This window comes from Mariniflexile aquimaris (genome assembly GCF_042676825.1).
GTDB lineage: Bacteria > Bacteroidota > Bacteroidia > Flavobacteriales > Flavobacteriaceae > Mariniflexile > Mariniflexile aquimaris.
This window is the reverse complement of the sequence record NZ_JBHTIB010000012.1, coordinates 662,688-682,037: the sequence shown is the minus strand read 5'-3', so window position 1 is coordinate 682,037 and position 19,350 is coordinate 662,688. Positions and strand designations below refer to the sequence as shown.

At 29.3% G+C, this 19,350-nt stretch carries 15 protein-coding genes; all 15 read right to left on the bottom strand.

Translation table 11 applies throughout. The annotated features are described in order from the left end of the window. Positions 1–307: 307 nt before the first annotated feature. The gene (locus ACFQ0I_RS11000) at positions 308–1,429 is read right to left on the bottom strand and encodes a hypothetical protein (RefSeq protein WP_379942233.1); all 1,122 of its coding nucleotides are present in this window, start codon (positions 1,427–1,429) and stop codon (positions 308–310) included. 2 nt (positions 1,430–1,431) lie between these two features. Further along, positions 1,432–2,430 carry a glycosyltransferase family 2 protein gene (locus tag ACFQ0I_RS10995; protein ID WP_379942231.1) on the bottom strand — a complete coding sequence of 333 codons (999 nt, stop codon included), beginning with the start codon at positions 2,428–2,430 and terminating at the stop codon, positions 1,432–1,434. 136 nt (positions 2,431–2,566) lie between these two features. Next, entirely contained in the window at positions 2,567–3,829 is a 1,263-nt protein-coding gene (locus ACFQ0I_RS10990) for an EpsG family protein (protein ID WP_379942229.1), read from the bottom strand. Between the two features lie 270 nt (positions 3,830–4,099). Further along, positions 4,100–5,554, bottom strand: coding sequence for a glucosamine inositolphosphorylceramide transferase family protein (locus tag ACFQ0I_RS10985; RefSeq protein ID WP_379942227.1), 1,455 nt, complete (start codon positions 5,552–5,554; stop codon positions 4,100–4,102). 10 nt (positions 5,555–5,564) lie between these two features. Next, complete coding sequence (locus tag ACFQ0I_RS10980) at positions 5,565–6,698, bottom strand: glycosyltransferase (protein ID WP_379942225.1); 1,134 nt, start codon at positions 6,696–6,698, stop codon at positions 5,565–5,567. Positions 6,699–6,705: 7 nt separating this feature from the next. After that, positions 6,706–7,479, bottom strand: a complete 774-nt coding sequence (locus tag ACFQ0I_RS10975; RefSeq protein ID WP_379942223.1) for a glycosyltransferase family 32 protein — start codon at positions 7,477–7,479, stop codon at positions 6,706–6,708. A 73-nt stretch (positions 7,480–7,552) separates the two neighbouring features. Further along, the gene (locus ACFQ0I_RS10970; protein ID WP_379942221.1) at positions 7,553–8,569 is read right to left on the bottom strand and encodes a glycosyltransferase; all 1,017 of its coding nucleotides are present in this window, start codon (positions 8,567–8,569) and stop codon (positions 7,553–7,555) included. Continuing rightward, complete coding sequence (locus ACFQ0I_RS10965; protein ID WP_379942219.1) at positions 8,566–9,489, bottom strand: glycosyltransferase family 2 protein; 924 nt, start codon at positions 9,487–9,489, stop codon at positions 8,566–8,568. The genes ACFQ0I_RS10970 and ACFQ0I_RS10965 overlap by 4 nt, the downstream gene beginning before the upstream one ends. Before the next feature lie 23 nt (positions 9,490–9,512). Continuing rightward, on the bottom strand, positions 9,513–10,772 hold the full coding sequence (locus ACFQ0I_RS10960) for a glycosyltransferase (RefSeq protein WP_379942217.1): 1,260 nt from the start codon (positions 10,770–10,772) through the stop codon (positions 9,513–9,515). 24 nt (positions 10,773–10,796) lie between these two features. Further along, on the bottom strand, positions 10,797–11,801 hold the full coding sequence (locus ACFQ0I_RS10955; protein WP_379942215.1) for an acyltransferase family protein: 1,005 nt from the start codon (positions 11,799–11,801) through the stop codon (positions 10,797–10,799). A gap of 9 nt (positions 11,802–11,810) precedes the next feature. Then, complete coding sequence (locus ACFQ0I_RS10950; RefSeq protein WP_379942213.1) at positions 11,811–13,349, bottom strand: hypothetical protein; 1,539 nt, start codon at positions 13,347–13,349, stop codon at positions 11,811–11,813. An 84-nt stretch (positions 13,350–13,433) separates the two neighbouring features. Next, the gene (locus tag ACFQ0I_RS10945) at positions 13,434–14,675 is read right to left on the bottom strand and encodes a DUF2334 domain-containing protein (RefSeq protein WP_379942211.1); all 1,242 of its coding nucleotides are present in this window, start codon (positions 14,673–14,675) and stop codon (positions 13,434–13,436) included. Between the two features lie 15 nt (positions 14,676–14,690). After that, on the bottom strand, positions 14,691–15,971 hold the full coding sequence (locus ACFQ0I_RS10940; protein WP_379942209.1) for a nucleotide sugar dehydrogenase: 1,281 nt from the start codon (positions 15,969–15,971) through the stop codon (positions 14,691–14,693). 139 nt (positions 15,972–16,110) lie between these two features. Beyond that, on the bottom strand, positions 16,111–17,493 hold the full coding sequence (locus ACFQ0I_RS10935; protein ID WP_379942207.1) for a nucleotide sugar dehydrogenase: 1,383 nt from the start codon (positions 17,491–17,493) through the stop codon (positions 16,111–16,113). A 15-nt stretch (positions 17,494–17,508) separates the two neighbouring features. After that, the gene (locus ACFQ0I_RS10930) at positions 17,509–18,507 is read right to left on the bottom strand and encodes an SDR family oxidoreductase (protein WP_379942205.1); all 999 of its coding nucleotides are present in this window, start codon (positions 18,505–18,507) and stop codon (positions 17,509–17,511) included. Between the last annotated feature and the right edge of the window lie 843 nt (positions 18,508–19,350).

Below are 19,350 nucleotides of genomic sequence, written 5' to 3'. Positions count from 1 at the left end.
CAGCAATTATAGAATCAGATAAAAAATTAATATAATACTAGCTATTTAATATATTGTTAAAGAATCTGTCGTTTTGTTTTTCAACATTTAAATAATTTTTCAAAATAGCATGTGCAAGAAATATTAGAAAAAGCAGCATGATTTTAATGCAATTCATAAAAATCAAGATAAGAAGATATGACTTGTTTAAAATGAAAATACAAAAAACAGACTTGAAAAAAAATATTAAGGGAATTTTTTAAAATTACCTGAACTGTTTTTATTAAATATTGATTACTCGATTACTTCTGAAAGTGTCTTAATTCAGTTAACCTTCGTTTTTAAGGTTCTTCTCTAAAATATCAACACTGAGATGTTCTGCAAGTAAATACATCATGTCATAATTTCCAGTAACAATTTTATTTACCACAGCTTTAGGCGTTAAATGTAAATTATAGTATTCTTTGGCCTTGTCTCTTAAATAAAATAGCTCTTTTTCATTTAAATTATAGGCTAAATTGATTTTGTTGGTTAGGTCTTCTAAATCATTATATATTATCGCATTTTTTAAATGTTTTAATTCTGGCGACATCATTTTCGCATATTCTTCATGAATAATAAGTATCGAGCCAACCGACAAAGCTTCAATAATATTATGTGAAAATGGCATAACAGAACCAGGCAGTGCTAAATAAAAATAAAAATTGTTTAATACTTCTCGCAATTCACTTATATCAATGCGAATTTTATTTGAATCTAAAATTATACATACGTTATCATCATCATTACTTTTTAAGAAATCATCAAATTCAATTCTTGTATTAAATTCCCTTAGTATCTTTTCTTTATTTAAATGTTGAAATACTTCTATTCTGCCATCACTATTAAAAGGCGTAGCTGAATATCCTGAATAAAAGGCACTGCCAAAATTTCCTACCATGAAAATTGATCTTTTTCTCTTAGATAAGTAACTAACTTCTTTATCCCAATAATTATTATTATAAAATTTAGGATGCATGGATATTGGTATATGGTAACTATTTGTTTTAATTATATCCGTTTTAAAATAACAGGTAAAATAATCAGGATTTAAATTGTTTTCATTAAGTTCAATACTATTTTTTGATTTATTTGGCGCCTCTTCTAAGCATATTAGCCCTTCTTGATAGATTAACTGATGTTGATTCCATGGTGATTTGTATTTAGTATGCACATTATGCTTAAAATATTTAAAATTAAAGGTGGGAAAATAAATGGTGTAGCCTTCAATAGAAAAAAATTTAATTAATCCATAGAAGTATCTGTGGTAGATTTCCGGATTAGAACAATTTATGATTAAGGCTTTGTCTGTTTGTTTTTTATTGAATGCTTTACTTTTTCTCTTCACTTTTAAATATTCCATATAGGCAATCCTTGGAATTTTTAAAGAAATGTATTCTATGATATTCATGTTTATAATTTATTTTTTATGAGCGATTTAATAAAAATTAACGATTTTAAAATGTAAAAGGCTTTAGATATGATGATTCTAAATAAGTTTTTTTGTTTGTCTGCAACTTTATTATTTAAAAACAGTATGTTATTTTCCTTGAGCTCATTTTTTATAGCTTCCATTTCTTTAAACGTAAAATCATGTTTAAACATCATATAAAAAATATCGATGTTTGTTAATGTGAGCCTTTCTAAAAAAAAATCCTCAATTCTATGGTCATGGTGTTTAACTTCATCATTTTTAAAGGAAACAATATTCTTTAAAATTATGATAAAACTTCTTAGATATTTTTCTTTAGAGGCTTTGTCAGTACTTCTAGTTATGGAACTTGTAGTTTGAAGAAACTCTGCCCCAATTAGTGAAACGGCACGAATTCTGTTTGTAAAAAATAAAACGCGTGTATTAAATTCAAAATCTTCCCCATAAATATGTTCTAAAAACCACAAATTATTTTCTAATAAAAATTGTCTTCTATATATTTTATTACAGGCAGAGCCCATATACTTTATTTGCTTATAATAGTCAATCCCATTAAAAATATTCCCATGACTGTCTTTTTGTATAGTAGACAAAACTATCCCGTTTGTATCTATTTTATTGGCACCGAATTCAAGTATATCTAATTTGTCTTTTTCACTTATTTGAATTAAGTTTTTTAGACTTCCATAAAAAAGAACGTCATCAGCATCTAAAAAAATTAAAAATTCTCCTGTAGCATTTTCAATACCCGTATTTCTAGCCCCCCCTAAACCTTTATTTTTTTGTGAAATTATTTTAATACAGGGAGTTCTTGATGCTAAACTTTTAGCAACTTCTTCACTGTTATCAGTTGACCCATCATTTATCATAAGAATCTCATAATCTTTTTCCTCAATTTCTTGATTTATTACGGAGTTTACACAAGTTTCAAGGTACTTTGCAACATTATACATTGGAATAATAATACTAATTTTTTTCATTGAACATAATAAAGATTTAATAATCTAAAAATATTAAATAAAACACCTATAATTATATTTACCTTTTTTAAGGTTATAAGTAAATAGTGTATATTTTAAGTCTTACCAGATTTGTAAAAATAAAGCCTTATAATTCCTAAGTAATTTTTATCTCCAAATTTTTGCTATAGTTAGGGAATATGTTAGGCGGAATCTTCAGACCTAAATAATCTGAATCTAAATAAAGGTTTGACTCAGTAGCAATTAAATTATAAGCAATATTGTGAGGGTCTTGCATCTTTTGCTTTTCTTGATAAGGTTTAATAATACCGTAATAAATCACATTCATTAAATAAGTAAACATAAAATAAGCAAATATCACTTTAGCAATAATTAACTGTTGATTTTTAAAAAACTGTTGTTTTAATAGTGGATAAATAATAATAAACCCCATAATAAACCAAGATAAATACGCGAAACGGTTTGAAAAGTTTGCTCGAATTACCAAAATCCAAAAAGAATTGCAAATTAGATACATGTTAAGAATCTTAAAATAGAGAGTATCATGAAACCCTTTTTTAACTATGAAATACCATCCAGCAAATACACCAAAAAAGCTATAGAAAATAAAATCCCATCTAAATCCCACCTGGATAACATCATCTAATTCACCCTGACCAGATATATAACCAGCAAGACGACTGTCAAAACCAAGACTTGAAAAAATTGAAATAAAAACTGACCCCATAGCTAGAGAAACTGGAATAGATAAAACCCAGGCTTTTATATAGGTTCTTGGGTTGTTATAAACTGATGTGAGAGCATAAGCCGCAATGGGAAGCATCATAGACTTATGAATAAGAACTGCTAAAATAAAGTAGATAGAAATTTTTATTTTATTTTTTGGAAAACATAAGCCTAAAATAAATAAAGATGTTGCCACACCATTTCTTATGCCATTTGTTCCGTAGCTATAAAAAGAAAATGAAACAATTAAAATCAAAAAGGAATAAAACCAATATTGCTTGAAATATTTTTTTGATATTAAATATAAAGGAAAGATATATAAAAAGGACATCAATAAAAAAAAACCATGTGAAGTCATGAAATTTGATAAAAATTTCATAAAATACTCAAAATATATATCTTTTGTTGTTGTTACTTTAGCTCCAAAGCTATAATTATTAAACTGAATATTATAAATTGCCATATCTACAAAATATCTACCACTTACAGGCCGTAGTCCTATATAAAGGATAAGAAAAAATAAAATGAAGTAACCGGCTACATTTAAAAAATTTAAATTTTTTTGGCTGTTTAAATCAACAGTGTAGGCATGAAGCATATTAGCCATTACCAGAAATAATGAAATATTGATATAAATATCATAATAATATTCTAAAGGGATAAAATCAATCATAAATCATTCTAAAATTAATTGCACTTTCAAGGTTTTTATTATTAAATCTTTATTTGATATTTTATTTTTTTGTAGCCCAATAAAATGTAAAATTTAAATATAAAAAGTTAGTTTTATTACTGATTTAATTATTCATTTGGCAATTTCATCATGTTAAACTTATTTAAAAAAAGTTTCTAAACTTTTTTGCTTTTTAGAATCAAGCTATATTGGTTATAAAGCTTCTATTAATTATTTCTCTTCATTGAAAAAAATTATTTTAAATTTTATTTATTCTTTAAACAATAAATCTACAACAGTAACATCATCACAGGAATTCATGGTATGCTTACCTAAAATGCCATTGGGTGGTAATATTTCATTCATTTTAATTTCAGAATACTTATTAATAGTTAATTCAGTAATTTCATTTACAACTAAATTCCCGCCATAAGTCTCGCTACAATTTTGAGAAATACGATACATTTTATTGTTGGATAAATAAATTTGGCCTGCATTCCGAGCTAAACTTGCATTAGTAATTACAGGATTGTTACTATGAGGTGTCCATTTATTTGAAAATAAATCCTTTGAGTAATAAATATATAAACGCTCATTATTTTCATGTTCAAAGCCATCAATTTTATTCGCTAAAATCCAATACATATTATCATGGAAAATCCATATTGCATCTAGTAACTTGATGTCACTTATTAGATTCATTTTAAATTCCCATTCAAATGGAAATTTGATACACTCATAAAGTTGTAATGAATTAGTTTGACTACTTTCAGGAATCATAAAATAGTTGTTTTCAACTTTAAAAACATTAGGAAAAGAAAGGTGATAATCTTTATCTATGATTTCTCTTTTCTTTAAAATATTAAAATCACTATCTAAGACTAAACATGAAATTCTTCCAATGCCATTTTTCTTTAGCTCCTCAAAATAAATAATGTATTCATTTTTATGTTTTATAATAAAAGGATCTGCCCAAAATGAATGTTGTGGTTGTTTTAAAAATTTAATTTCATCATTATGTTCAATTCCAATTTTCCAATTAAGTCTTGATTTTGAAAACTTTCGTTTTAAAATTATGCTTGCTAATTTTAAGTAATATAATGTTAAGAGAAATTGATTAATAAAGTCATTGGATTGGGGTTTAATTTTATTATAATGCTTATCCAATGTATTTTGTCTTAAAATCTTAGCTAAGTAAATGGCAAAGTAAAAGGATAACTTTGTTAAACAATTTTTAATACCTTTTTCTTTTTTTAACATTTCAAGACCAATAACAGACCATTCTGTTGAGTTTATATCTTGATATAATATTATTAAGCGAATATACTTTTTGAACAACAAATCATTAATAACAAGTTTTTCGGATAAATAGAGCGTTATAAACCCCAGTTTTGTAAATTTTTTTAAATGACTTACATTAACATATTTATTTTCTAAAATAATTATATCATGAATTTTTAATTCATCAATTTTAGTAACAATTTTTACATTCAATTTTTTAGTTAAATCGTTTTTTTCAATACTATTAAATGCATCATACCTAAAATTATTGAATTTGCTATCAACCAATTTAACAAACCAGTTAAATTTGAATTCGTTTTTTTTTATAGGCTCTTCAAAATATAGAGTAATTTTTACATTCTCTATTTCTGTATGAATATATTCAAGGCATTTAAATAGATAAAAGTCTATTTTTTCTGAATTAATTACAAATGCAATTGTCATAATAAACAGGTTATGTTTTTTTGTTATAAAGCCTTGAGTTAAACAATTCTAACCATTTAGACATTACATTCAACTCGCTAAATTTCAGGATATTATTTCTGCCATTTTGCCCCATTATTTTACGTTTATCAATGTCTTTAATCAAATTGATCATTTCTACTGCTAAAAGCTTTTCGTTTAAATATTCTACAATAACACCATCTTCATTGTTAGTTATAATATTTCTAGGTCCGTTTGGAGAGTCAAAGGAAACGATAGGTAATCCACAACTCATAGCTTCCAATAGAACCATTGGAAAACATTCTGTTAAGGATGTCATTGCATAGATAGATGAGTCCAACATTTTACTTTCTAAATCATTTGTAGAGCCATTTAAAAACACATGGTTACCTAAATTTAAAGAATTAATTTGATTTTGTAGTTTTTTTACATAATCTTCTTCTCCTTCTCCATAGATATTTAAAGTCCAATCAGGACATTCATCAACTACATGTTTCCAAGAGTTTATTAAATATTCAAAACCCTTAACTGGGGCTATCCTTCCAGCACTTATAGCTTTTTTATTTATCAAATTAGCTCCATTTGAGTTTGTTTTTGTAATAGCATTTGGTATCACTAATTTATTTTTTCCTTTATAATACTTAAGTTCATCTGTTGTTAAGAGTACTAAATAATCATATTTAGATTCAAAATAATCAGCTAGTTTATATTTGATAGTTTTTAAAATGTTTCTGTTTTTTGATTGTTCTATATAGCTAAAATGTTTAGACGAATGAAATTCTTTAATTTTAATTACATTTTTAGCGATTAGTGGTATAAAATAAAATCCAAATTCATAATTACAAATTACAATAATATCGGGTTGTATGAACTTAATTTTTCTTTTTAACCGTAAATAATGCTGCAAGCTAAGTTTAAGATTTAAAGGATTAAGAAAGCTTATTGTTCGATTGTAATCTATATCCAGATCATGTAATTGAACATTTTTTGGCAGCGTATAACAGGGTGGGTTATTTTTTTGTTGAAAGGTAATAACATGAAGTTCAAAGTCGGTATTATTAGAAAAATAATTCAGCTTGTTTGCTAATACCCGTTCTAAGCCACCATGCAAATAAATTTGATCTGTATAATAAATAATTTTCATCTTAATATTACTTCTTAAAAAAAGTTTTTAATTTGCTTAATCCCAACACCGTTATGACACCGTTTATTATACGAACACCAAAAATGGATATTAGTTTACGTTTTATATTTGGAAAAAGTGTCGTTTTTTTTGGTACCCAAGACATGGCGAAATGATGTATGCTGTAGGTGTTATCTGTTTTTTTAATAATGCCAGTACCATGGTCTTTGGCACAAAAAAAATCTTTTGGAAACATAAATAGTATGCTATTATCTTTTTTATGTTCACTTACAGTTAAATTATTAGGATGTATTTCTTTAATGGTTCTAACCTTTGAAATTTGAGCCATCATAATTCTAGGCAAGGTTAATGTATTATAAGTTCCATCTTTATTAATAAATGTTTTACCAGTGTAATAGTCTAAACACTGTTTTACCCAAAGGCATTTTTTTTCGGCTCCAAAGATACCTGCTTCTATAATTCCAAGACCTTCGGTCCCAATTATATAAGGTCTTTCTAATAAATCATTAAAACTTTTAATAACCTCAATGTCCGTATCCAAATAGATGCCACCATAATTGTAAACCGCATATAACCTTATATAATCGGCAGCAAAAGCATATTTTTTGCTATCAAATGCCTGTTTTGCCCAAATATTATCTTCTAATTTAAATGTTTCAGTATTCCATAACATAAACTCGTAATCTGGCAATATTTCTTTCCAGGTATTCATACATTTTTTAATTACCGGCGGAAACTCATCGTTACTTAGCCAACAGAAATGAATAATTTTAGGTATCATAGTAATGCTTAATAGCTTGTAAAATATTAATTATATTTTTTAAATAATTGTAATAATAAAGACATGCTAATTTTTATTTTCTTCTTATTTGAATGGTTAAATGCCATAAACTATAACAAAAAAACGCAAAAGTAAACATCCTTAACTTTATAAAAACGTGGATAATTTTTAAATGAATTTTTTTGTTTTTAATATGACTAAAACAACATATAAACTCTTTGTTTTTTAATATTTGTTTTACAAATTTATAGCCTAAAATATAGCCTTTTGAACTTAATGCTGATAAAATGTATTGGTTTGTATTATTGTAAAAAGGCAAATAAAATTTATCGTATTCAATTTGAAAATTAAATTTTATATTTTCGTTGATAAGTTTTTTGTTAGCTTCTAAAAATCCATTGAATTGATTTTCTCTAAAAGTGTTTATAATACTATTACTTATTTCATTATTATAATTATAATTAGCATCCTCTATAACAAAAACACTTTCTGCTGTTTTAAAAACATCAAAATTAAACCAATAATCACTTGCTCTAACGCCTTTTTGAATTTGAAATTTATGGCCATGTTGTTTTATAAAAGCATATTTATAAATTTTATTCCATAAATCAGGTATAATTGGATCACTACCTGTATAGTATGACCTCAACAGGTTATCTTTTACTTCATTTTTGTTTAAACAAGTATTTACTGGAATATTTGTATGAGGAATTATATATTTTCCTTTGTTGCATATTTTATAATGGGCAATAACCACATCACAATTATAAATTAATGCAGGATTTAAAATGTTTTGAAACATATTATTATCAATAAAATCATCCGCATCTACAAAACCTATATATTTGCCTTTAGCCATTTTTAAGCCAACATTTCTAGCTATTGCAACTCCTTGGTTTTTTTGATTAATATAAATAATACGGTTGTCTTTACTGGCATAGAATTCACAAATAGTACTACTATTGTCTTTTGAACCGTCATTTATTAAAATAACTTCAAAATCAAAAAATGTTTGATTTAAAATACTATCAATACATTTTTCTAAGTAGCTTTCAGCATTATAAACTGGTAAAATAACTGATAACATCATATCCTGAATGTATTTTTAAGTTTATAATAAAACTTGTCAGTTAAGGCAAGTCTCATTAAAATTTTCACCTTCTCTGAAGAGTTTTCAAAGCCATAAACAGAATTACTTTTTACTAAATATTTTATGCCAGCAATTCTATCTTTAAAACTTCCTTTAGATCTAATGGAAGCCATTTGTTCAAAATGTCGATTTCTTAAAAAACGTTGGTCTTCTTTGTTAAACAATTTAAAATTCTCTTTTTCAAAAGTATATAAAGCATTTAAAGCAATTGATTCATTCTGTATGTTCTGTTTTGAAACTCTATTATTTTCGTGCTCTACAACCACTAATAATTCTTCTTTAACAAATTCAACCTTATAATTATACGAAAAGAACTTATACATAAAATACTGATCTTGAAACCTTGGGATATTTTCAAACCCCCCAATACTCCTGAATATATCGGTTTTAATTGCCATCATTAATGTAAAAATATGTCCGTTTAGTATAAACGATTTTAAGGAGTCGCCTTTCGCATATTTTAAAGTATTTTCTATATTATTTCCGGCTTCGTCAGTGATTTTCACATAACACAAAGACATTGCTAATTTAGGATCTTCTATTAAGGGCGCTATATGTTTTCTAACCTTATCTTTAAAAAAATAATCGTCATCATCCAGAAACATTAAGATGTCACCAGTAGCTTCTTCAGCTCCTTTGTTACGCGCATAGCACCCCCCTTTATTTTTATCGTAAGTTATTAATTTAACTTCGGGATATTTTTTAACTATTAATTTTGTTTCTTCTTGTTGTATTCCCATTCCATTGTCGTCTACAACTATAATTTCTATGTTTTTAAAATCTTGGTTTAAAACACTTTCTATAGCTCTGATTAAATACTTAGATCTTTTGTACGTTGGAATAATTACTGATACTTTCATATAATTCTAAAATTGTAAATAAATTATTTTAACTCATTAAAATAAATCCGCTCTAACTGGTCTCCAAGAATTTTGGAATCGTAATGTTTTTTCACAAAATCTCTTGCATTTTCTCCCATTAATTTTCTTTGTTTGGGGTTGTTTATTAAGAATTCTAGCTTCGAAGCAAAGTCTTTAATGTTATTCTGTTCCACAACAAATCCAGTTTTGTTATCGATTAAACCATATCTCATGCCTCCAGCATCAGTAACCACAACAGGTAGTTTCATTGATTGTGCTTCCTGTATTACCAGACCTTGAGTTTCAGCCCTTCCATCTGAATCTCTAATACCGGGCATTATATAAATATGAGATGCATTCATTTCTTCAATGATCCCATCTTGATTTTTAGGTCCTATAAGTTGGAAATAATCTTTTAAATTATATTTTTCAATGGTTTCATATAATCTTTGCAATTCTTTTTCCGCCTTATAATGAATGTTTCCAATGATTTTAAATTGAACATTTTTAATTCCTTTTTCGTTAATTATATAATTACATATCTCTGGTATCTTTGAAACCCCTTTTAATTTGGTGATTCTACCAATGAAAAGAATGTTTAAGATATTATTGTTGTACTTTTTTTTGTGAGGTTTGTAATAAGATGTATCAACCCCAACAGGCAATATATGAATATTTTTAGGTTTAAAACCTATATTTAACAAGAGTGATTTGCTAAATTCGGTATTTACAGTTACTATCATATTTCGGTCAAGTAACAAGGCATATTTATATTTGTTTAATGAAGTTTCACTAGGTGTAATATCATAGCCGTGGAATGTTGTCACTAATTTAGAGTCCTTTAAAAATCCACATTTTTGAGCAATAAAATAATAATCGCTCATTTGGCCAAAATGCGCATGTACGATATCATAATTGTCATTCGTTTTTGATAACCAGGCAACTTTATAAAAAGTGCTAAGTTTTAAAGCAGATAGACCAAATTTAAAAACATTTAATGCAGAAATTAATTTTAAATCGTTTTTTAGGTTTGTTTTTCTAAGAATTTTAAAAAATGATACAATTCTTTTATAGATTGAATCAGGGGCATTTAAATAGTGTGTTTTACTTAACAAATTATATTCTGTTACCTTGGAGTGTATGATTTGATTTGATTTTGCGGTAGCAAAAATATCCACCACATGTCCTCGTTGCATTAAATCTATAATTTGATTAACAATAAAAGTTTCTGTTAACGTAGGAAAAGTAGGTATTAGAAATAAAATTTTTAAGGATTTTTTCATTTTTAACATTAAGAATTTGTTATACTAAATATTTATTTTTTTCAAAAAACATTTTTGAATTTTTTTAAAATCCTGATAAGATCCCAGAAATAATGAACGGCTAATTTTAAAGTTCAAAAATATTCTGTAAATTAAGCAAGAAACTATAATAGTAATTAGGAATCTAAAAAGAGGGCTTTCCGAAATATATGAACTTGTTAAGAACTGAATGGGTTGATGAAGATACATAATCACCATGGAAGCCTTACCGATTTCTGAAAACATTAATTTTGGCCATTTAAAATTTGACAGCTTAATTGAAATAATTTTGAGGTTTAAGACCAAAACGATACTAGACAAAAGTGTTACAAGCGGTATTCCATAATTTGTTGTTTTCATGTCGTAAACATTTTCAGGATAGAAATAAGAAAAAATCATTACACTACATCCAATAAGCAAAAAAATAGAATTCTTTATTTTAATATTTTTATTTTTAAATAAAAATCCAAGGTAGAAAATGGGTGCTGAGGCTAAAACAACATGCGCGTTCCAGGGCAGGTAGAGATTTGGAAAGTAAACCATGTTTATGTAACTAAAAACTAATATGACTGAAATAATTAAAATTAATATTTTTGTTTTTAGTTTAACGATAAGATAGTTCATTGTTTGTTGTGTTAAGAACAAACATGTAATAAACCAAAAAACACCAAGAGCCCCATGAAGTTTAACTCCACCATATAAAATTGTAGTTATATAATCTAAAAAACTTTGTAATGCAATAGGGGGTAATCCTGTAAAGAACAAATAGAGTGGAATTAGAAAACAAAAATAGGGAATTAGTAAGTGGACTACCTTCTTTTTAAAGTACTGACTAAACTCACTTGTTGGTTTTAACAAATATCCAGAAATAAAGAAAAATAAAGGCATGTGGAAAATAAACATTATATGACTTACTACTCCATTGAAAATATGGCCTATTACGACACTTAATATACCAAATCCTTTTATTACGTCAATCCAAGGAATTATTTCTTTATTATTACGTTTCACTTTGAATGATTATTTAAAGGCATTTATAATTATTTTTAATATTCGTGTGGCTAATTCTCTAAACCCGGGATTAACAAGATACATTATTGAAGAATAAACTATCAGTATAATAATACCTACTTGAGTTAAAGAAACCAATAATAAAATCCAAGACTCTTGGTTGATGTTTATAAAACTGCTGATTAAAAATTTGCATAACATAAATGCTGCTATAAAAGATAATAAGAGCTTAAAAAAACCAATCCAATAAAGAAATACAGGTTTTTTAAATCCATTTTTGTAAAGGAAAAAAGGTTTCCAACCTAACGTTATTAGACTAACACTTATAAAAGTACCAATTAGTACACCTGATATGCCAAAGTAATAAGCCAACACAATCGATATAAGTAAATTCAAAACCCCCTCGGTTATAGGAGCCCAAACATCATGAAATATTCCATAAGCATTAATAAAATTAGTAATCGGGGCACACATTTTATCAATATAAACATTTACTAAAATTAATGTTACAATATGGGGTTCCATAATATATTGTTCGCCCAACCATAGTCCAATTACAGGATTAATTCCGTAGTAAAGACCTATAAATAAGAGTCCCCCTATATAATGCTGAAGGCTCATAAGTTCCCAAAACACCTTTTGTATTTTAATTCTATCATCTTCAGCAACTAAACTACCTACAGCCGCTCCCGTTCCTGTCACAAAATTAGATAGAAGAGCAGCCGCGCTACCCGTTATTATGTAGTAATTATTAATATATGCCACACTTTGCAAGTTTACAAATGAAAAAATAACAATATTGTCTGTGCTTTTTAAAATGAACCCCGATATTCTATGGACAAACATTTGCTTGACTTTAGCTATAATACCCTTGTTTTCAGTTAGTAAGGTCTTATTACCCTTATTAAAGAATTTAATCCAAGGGTATTCTTTTTTAATTTTTTTATGAATTAATATATTATAAATGGTTAGAGTTATTAGTTCTATGGTTGTAAATAGAATAAAACTGTTACTAAAGTATAATACTGCAATTTGTAGGCAAATTTTAGTTATATGGGAAATTTGAAGATAAGCTGTAGGGATGTAGCCCTTTTGGTCGGTTTGAAGTATAATTAAATAATAATTAAAAAAGTAATTTAATAATGTTGAAAACAAACACACATAAAACACATAATAAATTACCACTAATGAAATAGTCGTATCTTTAAAAATAAATGGAAAAAACAGTGAAAGCAATAATCCACCAAAGAGAACAATTTTCCCTATCTTTTTGTAGAGGTACCCAATTAAAGTCAATAATTCGTTTAAGCGATCATAATCGTTTTTAAATAACGATTTATATAGAGCAAAAGCCATAGCTGACCCAATACCCAATTCTGCCAAGTTTAAAAACGACAAGAAACTCTGTAGGGTAGCGGTAAGCCCTATAAAATCATCGCCTAAACGAGATAAAAAAATACTTCTAGAATAAAAGCCAATAGCTGAAGTGATAAAAAAGAAAAAGGTGGTTACCTTGGCATTTTTAATCGTTTTGCTTACTCTAGACATAAATAAGTTAATTTTTTTTTATAAATTTTTTAGAAATTCAATGACTAAAATAGAACATGCTTTGTTGTCAACATTTCTATTGAATCATAAATAGTTTTTTAATTTTTTATCTTTTAATACATGATCACTTTTTTTTATATAAATTAAAAACCCTGTACTAAAGCCAATTATAATACTACTTAAGAGTAAATCTCTCTTAGAAACTATACTGTCAAAAAAACAGAAATAAATAACTAAAACAACTGGTATAATGATGCTAATAATCAATCCGGCTTTTAAGAATTTTTTCACTAGAATACCGATTGAACGCATGATAAAAAATGAGAGGATAGAACACATTGTTAAAATAATCACATAATAGCTAATAACCGTTAAAATTAATTTTAAGAGTTCATATTTTTTATTGTTGTAATTAACTAATATGTCATTTTTTAAAAAAGATGGCATAAATTCGTTAAACAAAAATATTTTATTAGTTGTTTGATATTTTGTTGCGCTTAAATCAATGTTTTTATGCGAGAGCTCTTCAAGAGAAAATATACTAATATCTTTTTGTTTCTTTAAAGAGGATATTAATTTTTGAAAGCTTTTAACAGAAACATTGCCACTTTTATTTGATTCTATAAAATCATATGCATGAAACATAACTATAATGGTTGGCTGAGAATCATAGTTTTTTCTTGCTTTTTTTATAGCTTCCTCGAGCTGCGGTAATTCGCAGGTGTAAGGAACAAATTTAAGCTGTGATGTTTTTAATCCAGGTCTGTCGCTTTTAGCAGATATTAAAGTAAATCCAAGCGTTTCTAATGCTTTAATTGTGTTGAAATCATATGAATTCCATGGTGGCACAAAAGTTGTGACTGAATCTTTCACTAAGCCTTCAAGTAATGCTTTTGCTTTAGTTAATTTTTCTAATTGAATATTATAGTCTAAACCTGCAAACTCATTCAGGGGTTTTAGATTCACTTGATGGGAATAACCATGTAACGCTAAATCAATGACGCCTTCTTTAATTCCCTTCTTAAGAATATCGCCTTTAATTTCGGTCATAGGAATAACATTTTTTATGTTAGAATCATGAACGTCTCCATCAGCGACATAAGGAATAGCGGCAATGGTGAAACTACATTTGTTGTCCTTAAAAACATTTATTATTTTTTGTTCTAACTGCGTATTACTAGTTGCATTGAAATCATCAAATCGAAAGACTATATTTATGTTTTTTTCAGTAGTATCCTCTGTGTTATTACAGGCGAATAAAAAGGTTAAAACACAGACTGAGAGGGCTATGCGTTTAATTTTCTTATATAGATATTTAGTTATCATTTTTAAAACAATTATTTATAACCTTCCATTAACATTACCTTTTAACACGCCTTTTACATCATATAGAATGCCATTAGGGCTTAAAAGTGATCTTAAATCCATATTTAAAAATTCATTATGCGATACGGTTAAAACTATCGCGTCAAATATTCCTTTGGGTGGATTCTTGGTTGTTTTTAAGCCATATTCATGATCTACTTCTTCTGGGTTAGCCCAAGGATCGTAAACGGTTATTTCTGTACCGTAGCTTTTTAACTGGTTAATAACATCCACCGCTTTGGTGTTCCGTACATCGGGGCAGTTTTCTTTAAAAGTGATGCCTAAATTGAGGATTTTAGCACCTTTAATGCGGATATCATTCTGCACCATCAATTTAATAATTTCTGAAGCAACATATTGTCCCATACTATCATTAACCCGACGCCCGGCCAATATAATTTCTGGATGGTAGCCCACTTCCTGTGCTTTTTGAGCTAGGTAATAGGGGTCAACGCCTATACAATGCCCACCTACTAAACCTGGTTTAAAGGGTAAAAAATTCCATTTGGTGCCTGCAGCTTCCAACACCGCATGCGTATCGATATCCATTAAATTAAAGATTTTTGCCAATTCGTTTACAAAAGCAATGTTGATATCGCGTTGTGAGTTCTCAATAACCTTAGCAGCTTCGGCTACTTTTATAGTAGGCGCAAGGTGGGTTCCGGCGGTTATTACAGAGGCATATAAATCATTGACTTTTATGCCAATTTCTGGTGTAGAACCCGCAGTTACCTTCAAGATTTTATCTACCGTGTGTAATTTATCGCCTGGATTGATTCGTTCTGGGGAATAGCCTGCGTAAAAGTCTTTATTAAATTTAAGTCCGCTTACTTTTTCTAATACAGGAACACAGTCGTCTTCGGTTGCTCCCGGATATACAGTCGATTCATAAATAACGATATCTCCCTTTTTAAGCACCTTTCCAACGGTTTCACTGGCCTTATACAAGGGTGTTAGGTCGGGGCGGTTGTTTTTATCGATAGGGGTAGGGACCGTAACAATATAATAATTACAATCTTTAATATTTTCGATGTTATGCGAACAAAATAATCCGTTTTCAGTATCGGGATGCTTCTTTAATACTTCGGTTAAAAGCGCTTCTTCAACTTCAAGTGTTACATCGGTTCCGGATTGCAATTCTTTGACGCGTTTTTCATTAATATCGAAACCAACCACGCTGTACTTCGTAGCAAATAGACGTGCTAAAGGTAAACCTACATAGCCTAAACCAATGATGGCAATTTTTATATCTTTCATTTTGGGTGTTTATTCGTTGATTTGTTTATTCGTTTATTTGTTTATGGGTCTTCGACAGGCTCAGACGGACTTTGTTATGTTTATTTGTTGATTTGTTTATTTGTTTATGAGGGTTCCTTGTTGCAATTTTACAAATAATTTATTGGCCAATGGCGTGATACTCGAAACCGATTGCTTCCATTTTAGATTTTTCTAAAATATTTCGTCCATCAAAAATGAAAGCTGGCTTTTTCATGCTTTTATAAATTATTTCCCAGTCGTAAGTTATAAATTCATCCCATTCGGTCATAATTGCCACCGCATGCGCGTTTTTTACCGCGTCATAGGGATTAGAAACGGTTTGTACTAAATTGAAATTTTCGTCTTCCGTTCTGGTATTCAAATAATTTAAATCGGATTGCATTTTTTCTGAACTTACTTTCGGGTCGTAAACGCTTACTGTTGCTTGTTCGCTCAATAAATGGTCGGTTACATAAATGGCGGCCGATTCCCTAGTATCGTTGGTGTCCTTTTTAAAGGCCCACCCGAGTAAGGCAATTTTTTTTCCAGACACCGTATTATACAACGTCTTTATCAATCGATCTGAGAACCGTCGTTTTTGGTGGTCGTTCATAATAATCACTTGTTCCCAATAATCGGCAACTTCATTTAAATGATAGGAGCGGGCAATATAAACTAAATTTAAAATGTCTTTTTGAAAACAGGACCCACCAAACCCAACGGAGGCTTTTAAAAACTTAGAGCCTATTCTAGAATCCATACCGATGGCTTTAGAGACCTCATTAACATTAGCACCTGTTAGCTCACACAATTCTGATATGGCATTTATAGAGGAAATACGTTGTGCTAAAAAAGCATTCGCTGTTAATTTAGATAATTCTGATGACCATAGATTCGTTCTTATAATTTGGTTTTTAGGCACCCAGGATTCATATATTTTTGCGAGACTTTCTATAGCTTCTTCAGACTCCCCACCAATTAGCACACGGTCTGGGTTTAATAAATCTTTAATAGCGGTTCCTTCGGCCAAAAATTCTGGATTCGATAAAATATGGAAATTTATATGATTTCCCGTATTGTGTAAGATACTTTTAATTGCTTCTGCAGTACGAACAGGTAGGGTTGATTTCTCAACTACTATTTTATCGGTAGTGGCCACATCGGCAATCGTTCTGGCACATAATTCGATATACTTTAAATCGGCTGCCATCCCTTTGCCTTTTCCGTAGGTCTTGGTAGGTGTGTTTACCGACATGAATATCATTTCTGATTGATCAATGGCTTTGTTAATATCTGTGGAGAAAAACAGATTTTTATTTCTTGTTTCTTTAACGATATCCGCTAATCCTGGTTCGTAGATGGGTAATTTGGTTAAATCTTTATCATTCCATGCTGCAATACGGTCGGCATTGATATCTACAATAGTGACTGTAATGTGCGGGTTGTTTTTAGCAATAACAGCCATGGTAGGTCCACCTACATAGCCAGCACCAATACAGCAAATATTTTTTATTTGTTTCATTTTATAATGTAAGCTTTAAGAAATGTTTTTCCAATACCAAGCTACGGCCTCTTTTAGACCTGCGCTGATATTGTATTTGGGATTATAATTTAATAAACGCTTTGCTTTTTCGATAGATGCCAGGGAGTGCGGGATGTCGCCCACACGATTTTCGCGATGTTTGATGTCTATATCTTTTATAGAGGCATCAAATTCCGCTAAATAGGTTTTTAATAAGTTGGCTAGTTCTTTTAAGGTCGTCCGATCGCCATACGCCGTGTTATACACTTGATTGAGGGCTTCTGGATTCTCTGTGGTGAGCGCCAAAAGATTCATTTGTACCACATTATCGATATAGGTAAAATCTCTGGAGTAGCTCCCGTCGCCATTGATTACCGGTGATTCATGATTAATAAATTGCTGTACAAACTTTGGAATTACCGCGGCATACGCGCCATTAGGATCCTGACGCTTACCGAATACATTAAAGTATCTAAGACCAATGCTGTCAAAATTATAAGTAGTATGAAAAATATCGGCATATAATTCGTTAACATACTTGGTAATGGCATAAGGCGATAAGGGTTTGCCAATGGTTTCTTCTACCTTCGGAAGGGCTTCATGATCGCCATAGGTTGAGGAACTCGCCGCATATACAAAGCGCTTTACGCCTGCATCTCTGGCGGCTACCAGCATATTTAAAAACCCGGATACATTCACATCGTTGGTGGTAATAGGATCGTTAATTGACCGCGGTACCGAACCTAAAGCGGCTTCGTGCAAAACATAGCTGACGCCTTTGCAGGCTTTCCTACAATCGTCTAATTGTCTGATATCGCCTTCGATAAGTTTGAAATTCGGAAGCTTTAAAAAAGCTTCGATGTTTTCTCGTTTTCCTGTGGAGAAATTATCTAGGCAAACCACGTTAATATTATGGGCGACTAAAGTTTCAATTAAGTTAGAACCGATAAAACCTGCGCCACCAGTTATAAGAATTTTAGAACCTAAAAGTGTTTTAAGTAGTTGTTGTGACATTTGATTTGGTATGATTAATAGCAAAGCAAAGATTGAAAAAATATAATTAGAAACAGCATTAATTATATCAATGTTACGATTTTTCCGATGAAAACCATGTGGGTGCTTATTTGTTCGATGAAAGTTGGATCTTTAGATTTTTAGATTTTTAGATGGTTAGATTGTTAGATTGTTAGATCTTTAGATTGTTAGATAGTTAGTATTTAAAATTGAATGGATTGTTATCTTGAGAGTTATTGAAATGGAAATCTTTATTGATTTTGTAAGTTCCCATAATGTTCTGGAATACACCCCTAAAGTCCCCTCGAGGGGACAATCCTAAACATGAATGGAACGTAATATTCAAGATGATAATCCAATGATTAAAATTAACGTATCTCTCTAGAGGATAATTCAAAAGTTGAATCGAACGAATATCCCCTTGAGGGGATTATAGGGGTGTTTTTGCAATGATTTCAATAAAGGTGAATAGAAACTGAAACGAGTTCGGATTGACACGGGATAGTTTGATAAAAGGTAGATTTAATATATAGTTTGCTTAAAAGCTTAATCCATTGTCATTCTGAATTTATTTCAGAATCTATGTTGACGTAATTAGCATTGTAGGTTAGAAACTGAAACGAGTTCAGTTTGACAATAGGTGGTTCAGCTTGACAAAAGGTAGGTTTACTTTATATTTTGCTTAAAAGTTCAATCTTGTGTCATTCTGAATTTATTTCAGAATCTTTGATAGTGTAGTCAATATTAGGTGTTAGAAGCTGAAACGAGTTCAGTTTGACAATAGTTAGTTTAGTTTGACAAAAACCTGGGATGTTTATTTGGATGGCGCTTTATGCTCTTACA

Excerpts from the sequence above, each read along its gene's own strand:
- ACFQ0I_RS11000 (WP_379942233.1), bottom strand. The coding sequence starts at position 1,429 with ATGAATATCATAGAATACATTTCTTTAAAAATTCCAAGGATTGCCTAT.
- ACFQ0I_RS10995 (WP_379942231.1), bottom strand. The coding sequence starts at position 2,430 with ATGAAAAAAATTAGTATTATTATTCCAATGTATAATGTTGCAAAGTAC.
- ACFQ0I_RS10990 (WP_379942229.1), bottom strand. The coding sequence starts at position 3,829 with ATGATTGATTTTATCCCTTTAGAATATTATTATGATATTTATATCAAT.
- ACFQ0I_RS10985 (WP_379942227.1), bottom strand. The coding sequence starts at position 5,554 with ATGACAATTGCATTTGTAATTAATTCAGAAAAAATAGACTTTTATCTA.
- ACFQ0I_RS10980 (WP_379942225.1), bottom strand. The coding sequence starts at position 6,698 with ATGAAAATTATTTATTATACAGATCAAATTTATTTGCATGGTGGCTTA.
- ACFQ0I_RS10975 (WP_379942223.1), bottom strand. The coding sequence starts at position 7,479 with ATGATACCTAAAATTATTCATTTCTGTTGGCTAAGTAACGATGAGTTT.
- ACFQ0I_RS10970 (WP_379942221.1), bottom strand. The coding sequence starts at position 8,569 with ATGATGTTATCAGTTATTTTACCAGTTTATAATGCTGAAAGCTACTTA.
- ACFQ0I_RS10965 (WP_379942219.1), bottom strand. The coding sequence starts at position 9,489 with ATGAAAGTATCAGTAATTATTCCAACGTACAAAAGATCTAAGTATTTA.
- ACFQ0I_RS10960 (WP_379942217.1), bottom strand. The coding sequence starts at position 10,772 with ATGAAAAAATCCTTAAAAATTTTATTTCTAATACCTACTTTTCCTACG.
- ACFQ0I_RS10950 (WP_379942213.1), bottom strand. The coding sequence starts at position 13,349 with ATGTCTAGAGTAAGCAAAACGATTAAAAATGCCAAGGTAACCACCTTT.
- ACFQ0I_RS10945 (WP_379942211.1), bottom strand. The coding sequence starts at position 14,675 with ATGATAACTAAATATCTATATAAGAAAATTAAACGCATAGCCCTCTCA.
- ACFQ0I_RS10940 (WP_379942209.1), bottom strand. The coding sequence starts at position 15,971 with ATGAAAGATATAAAAATTGCCATCATTGGTTTAGGCTATGTAGGTTTA.
- ACFQ0I_RS10935 (WP_379942207.1), bottom strand. The coding sequence starts at position 17,493 with ATGAAACAAATAAAAAATATTTGCTGTATTGGTGCTGGCTATGTAGGT.
- ACFQ0I_RS10930 (WP_379942205.1), bottom strand. The coding sequence starts at position 18,507 with ATGTCACAACAACTACTTAAAACACTTTTAGGTTCTAAAATTCTTATA.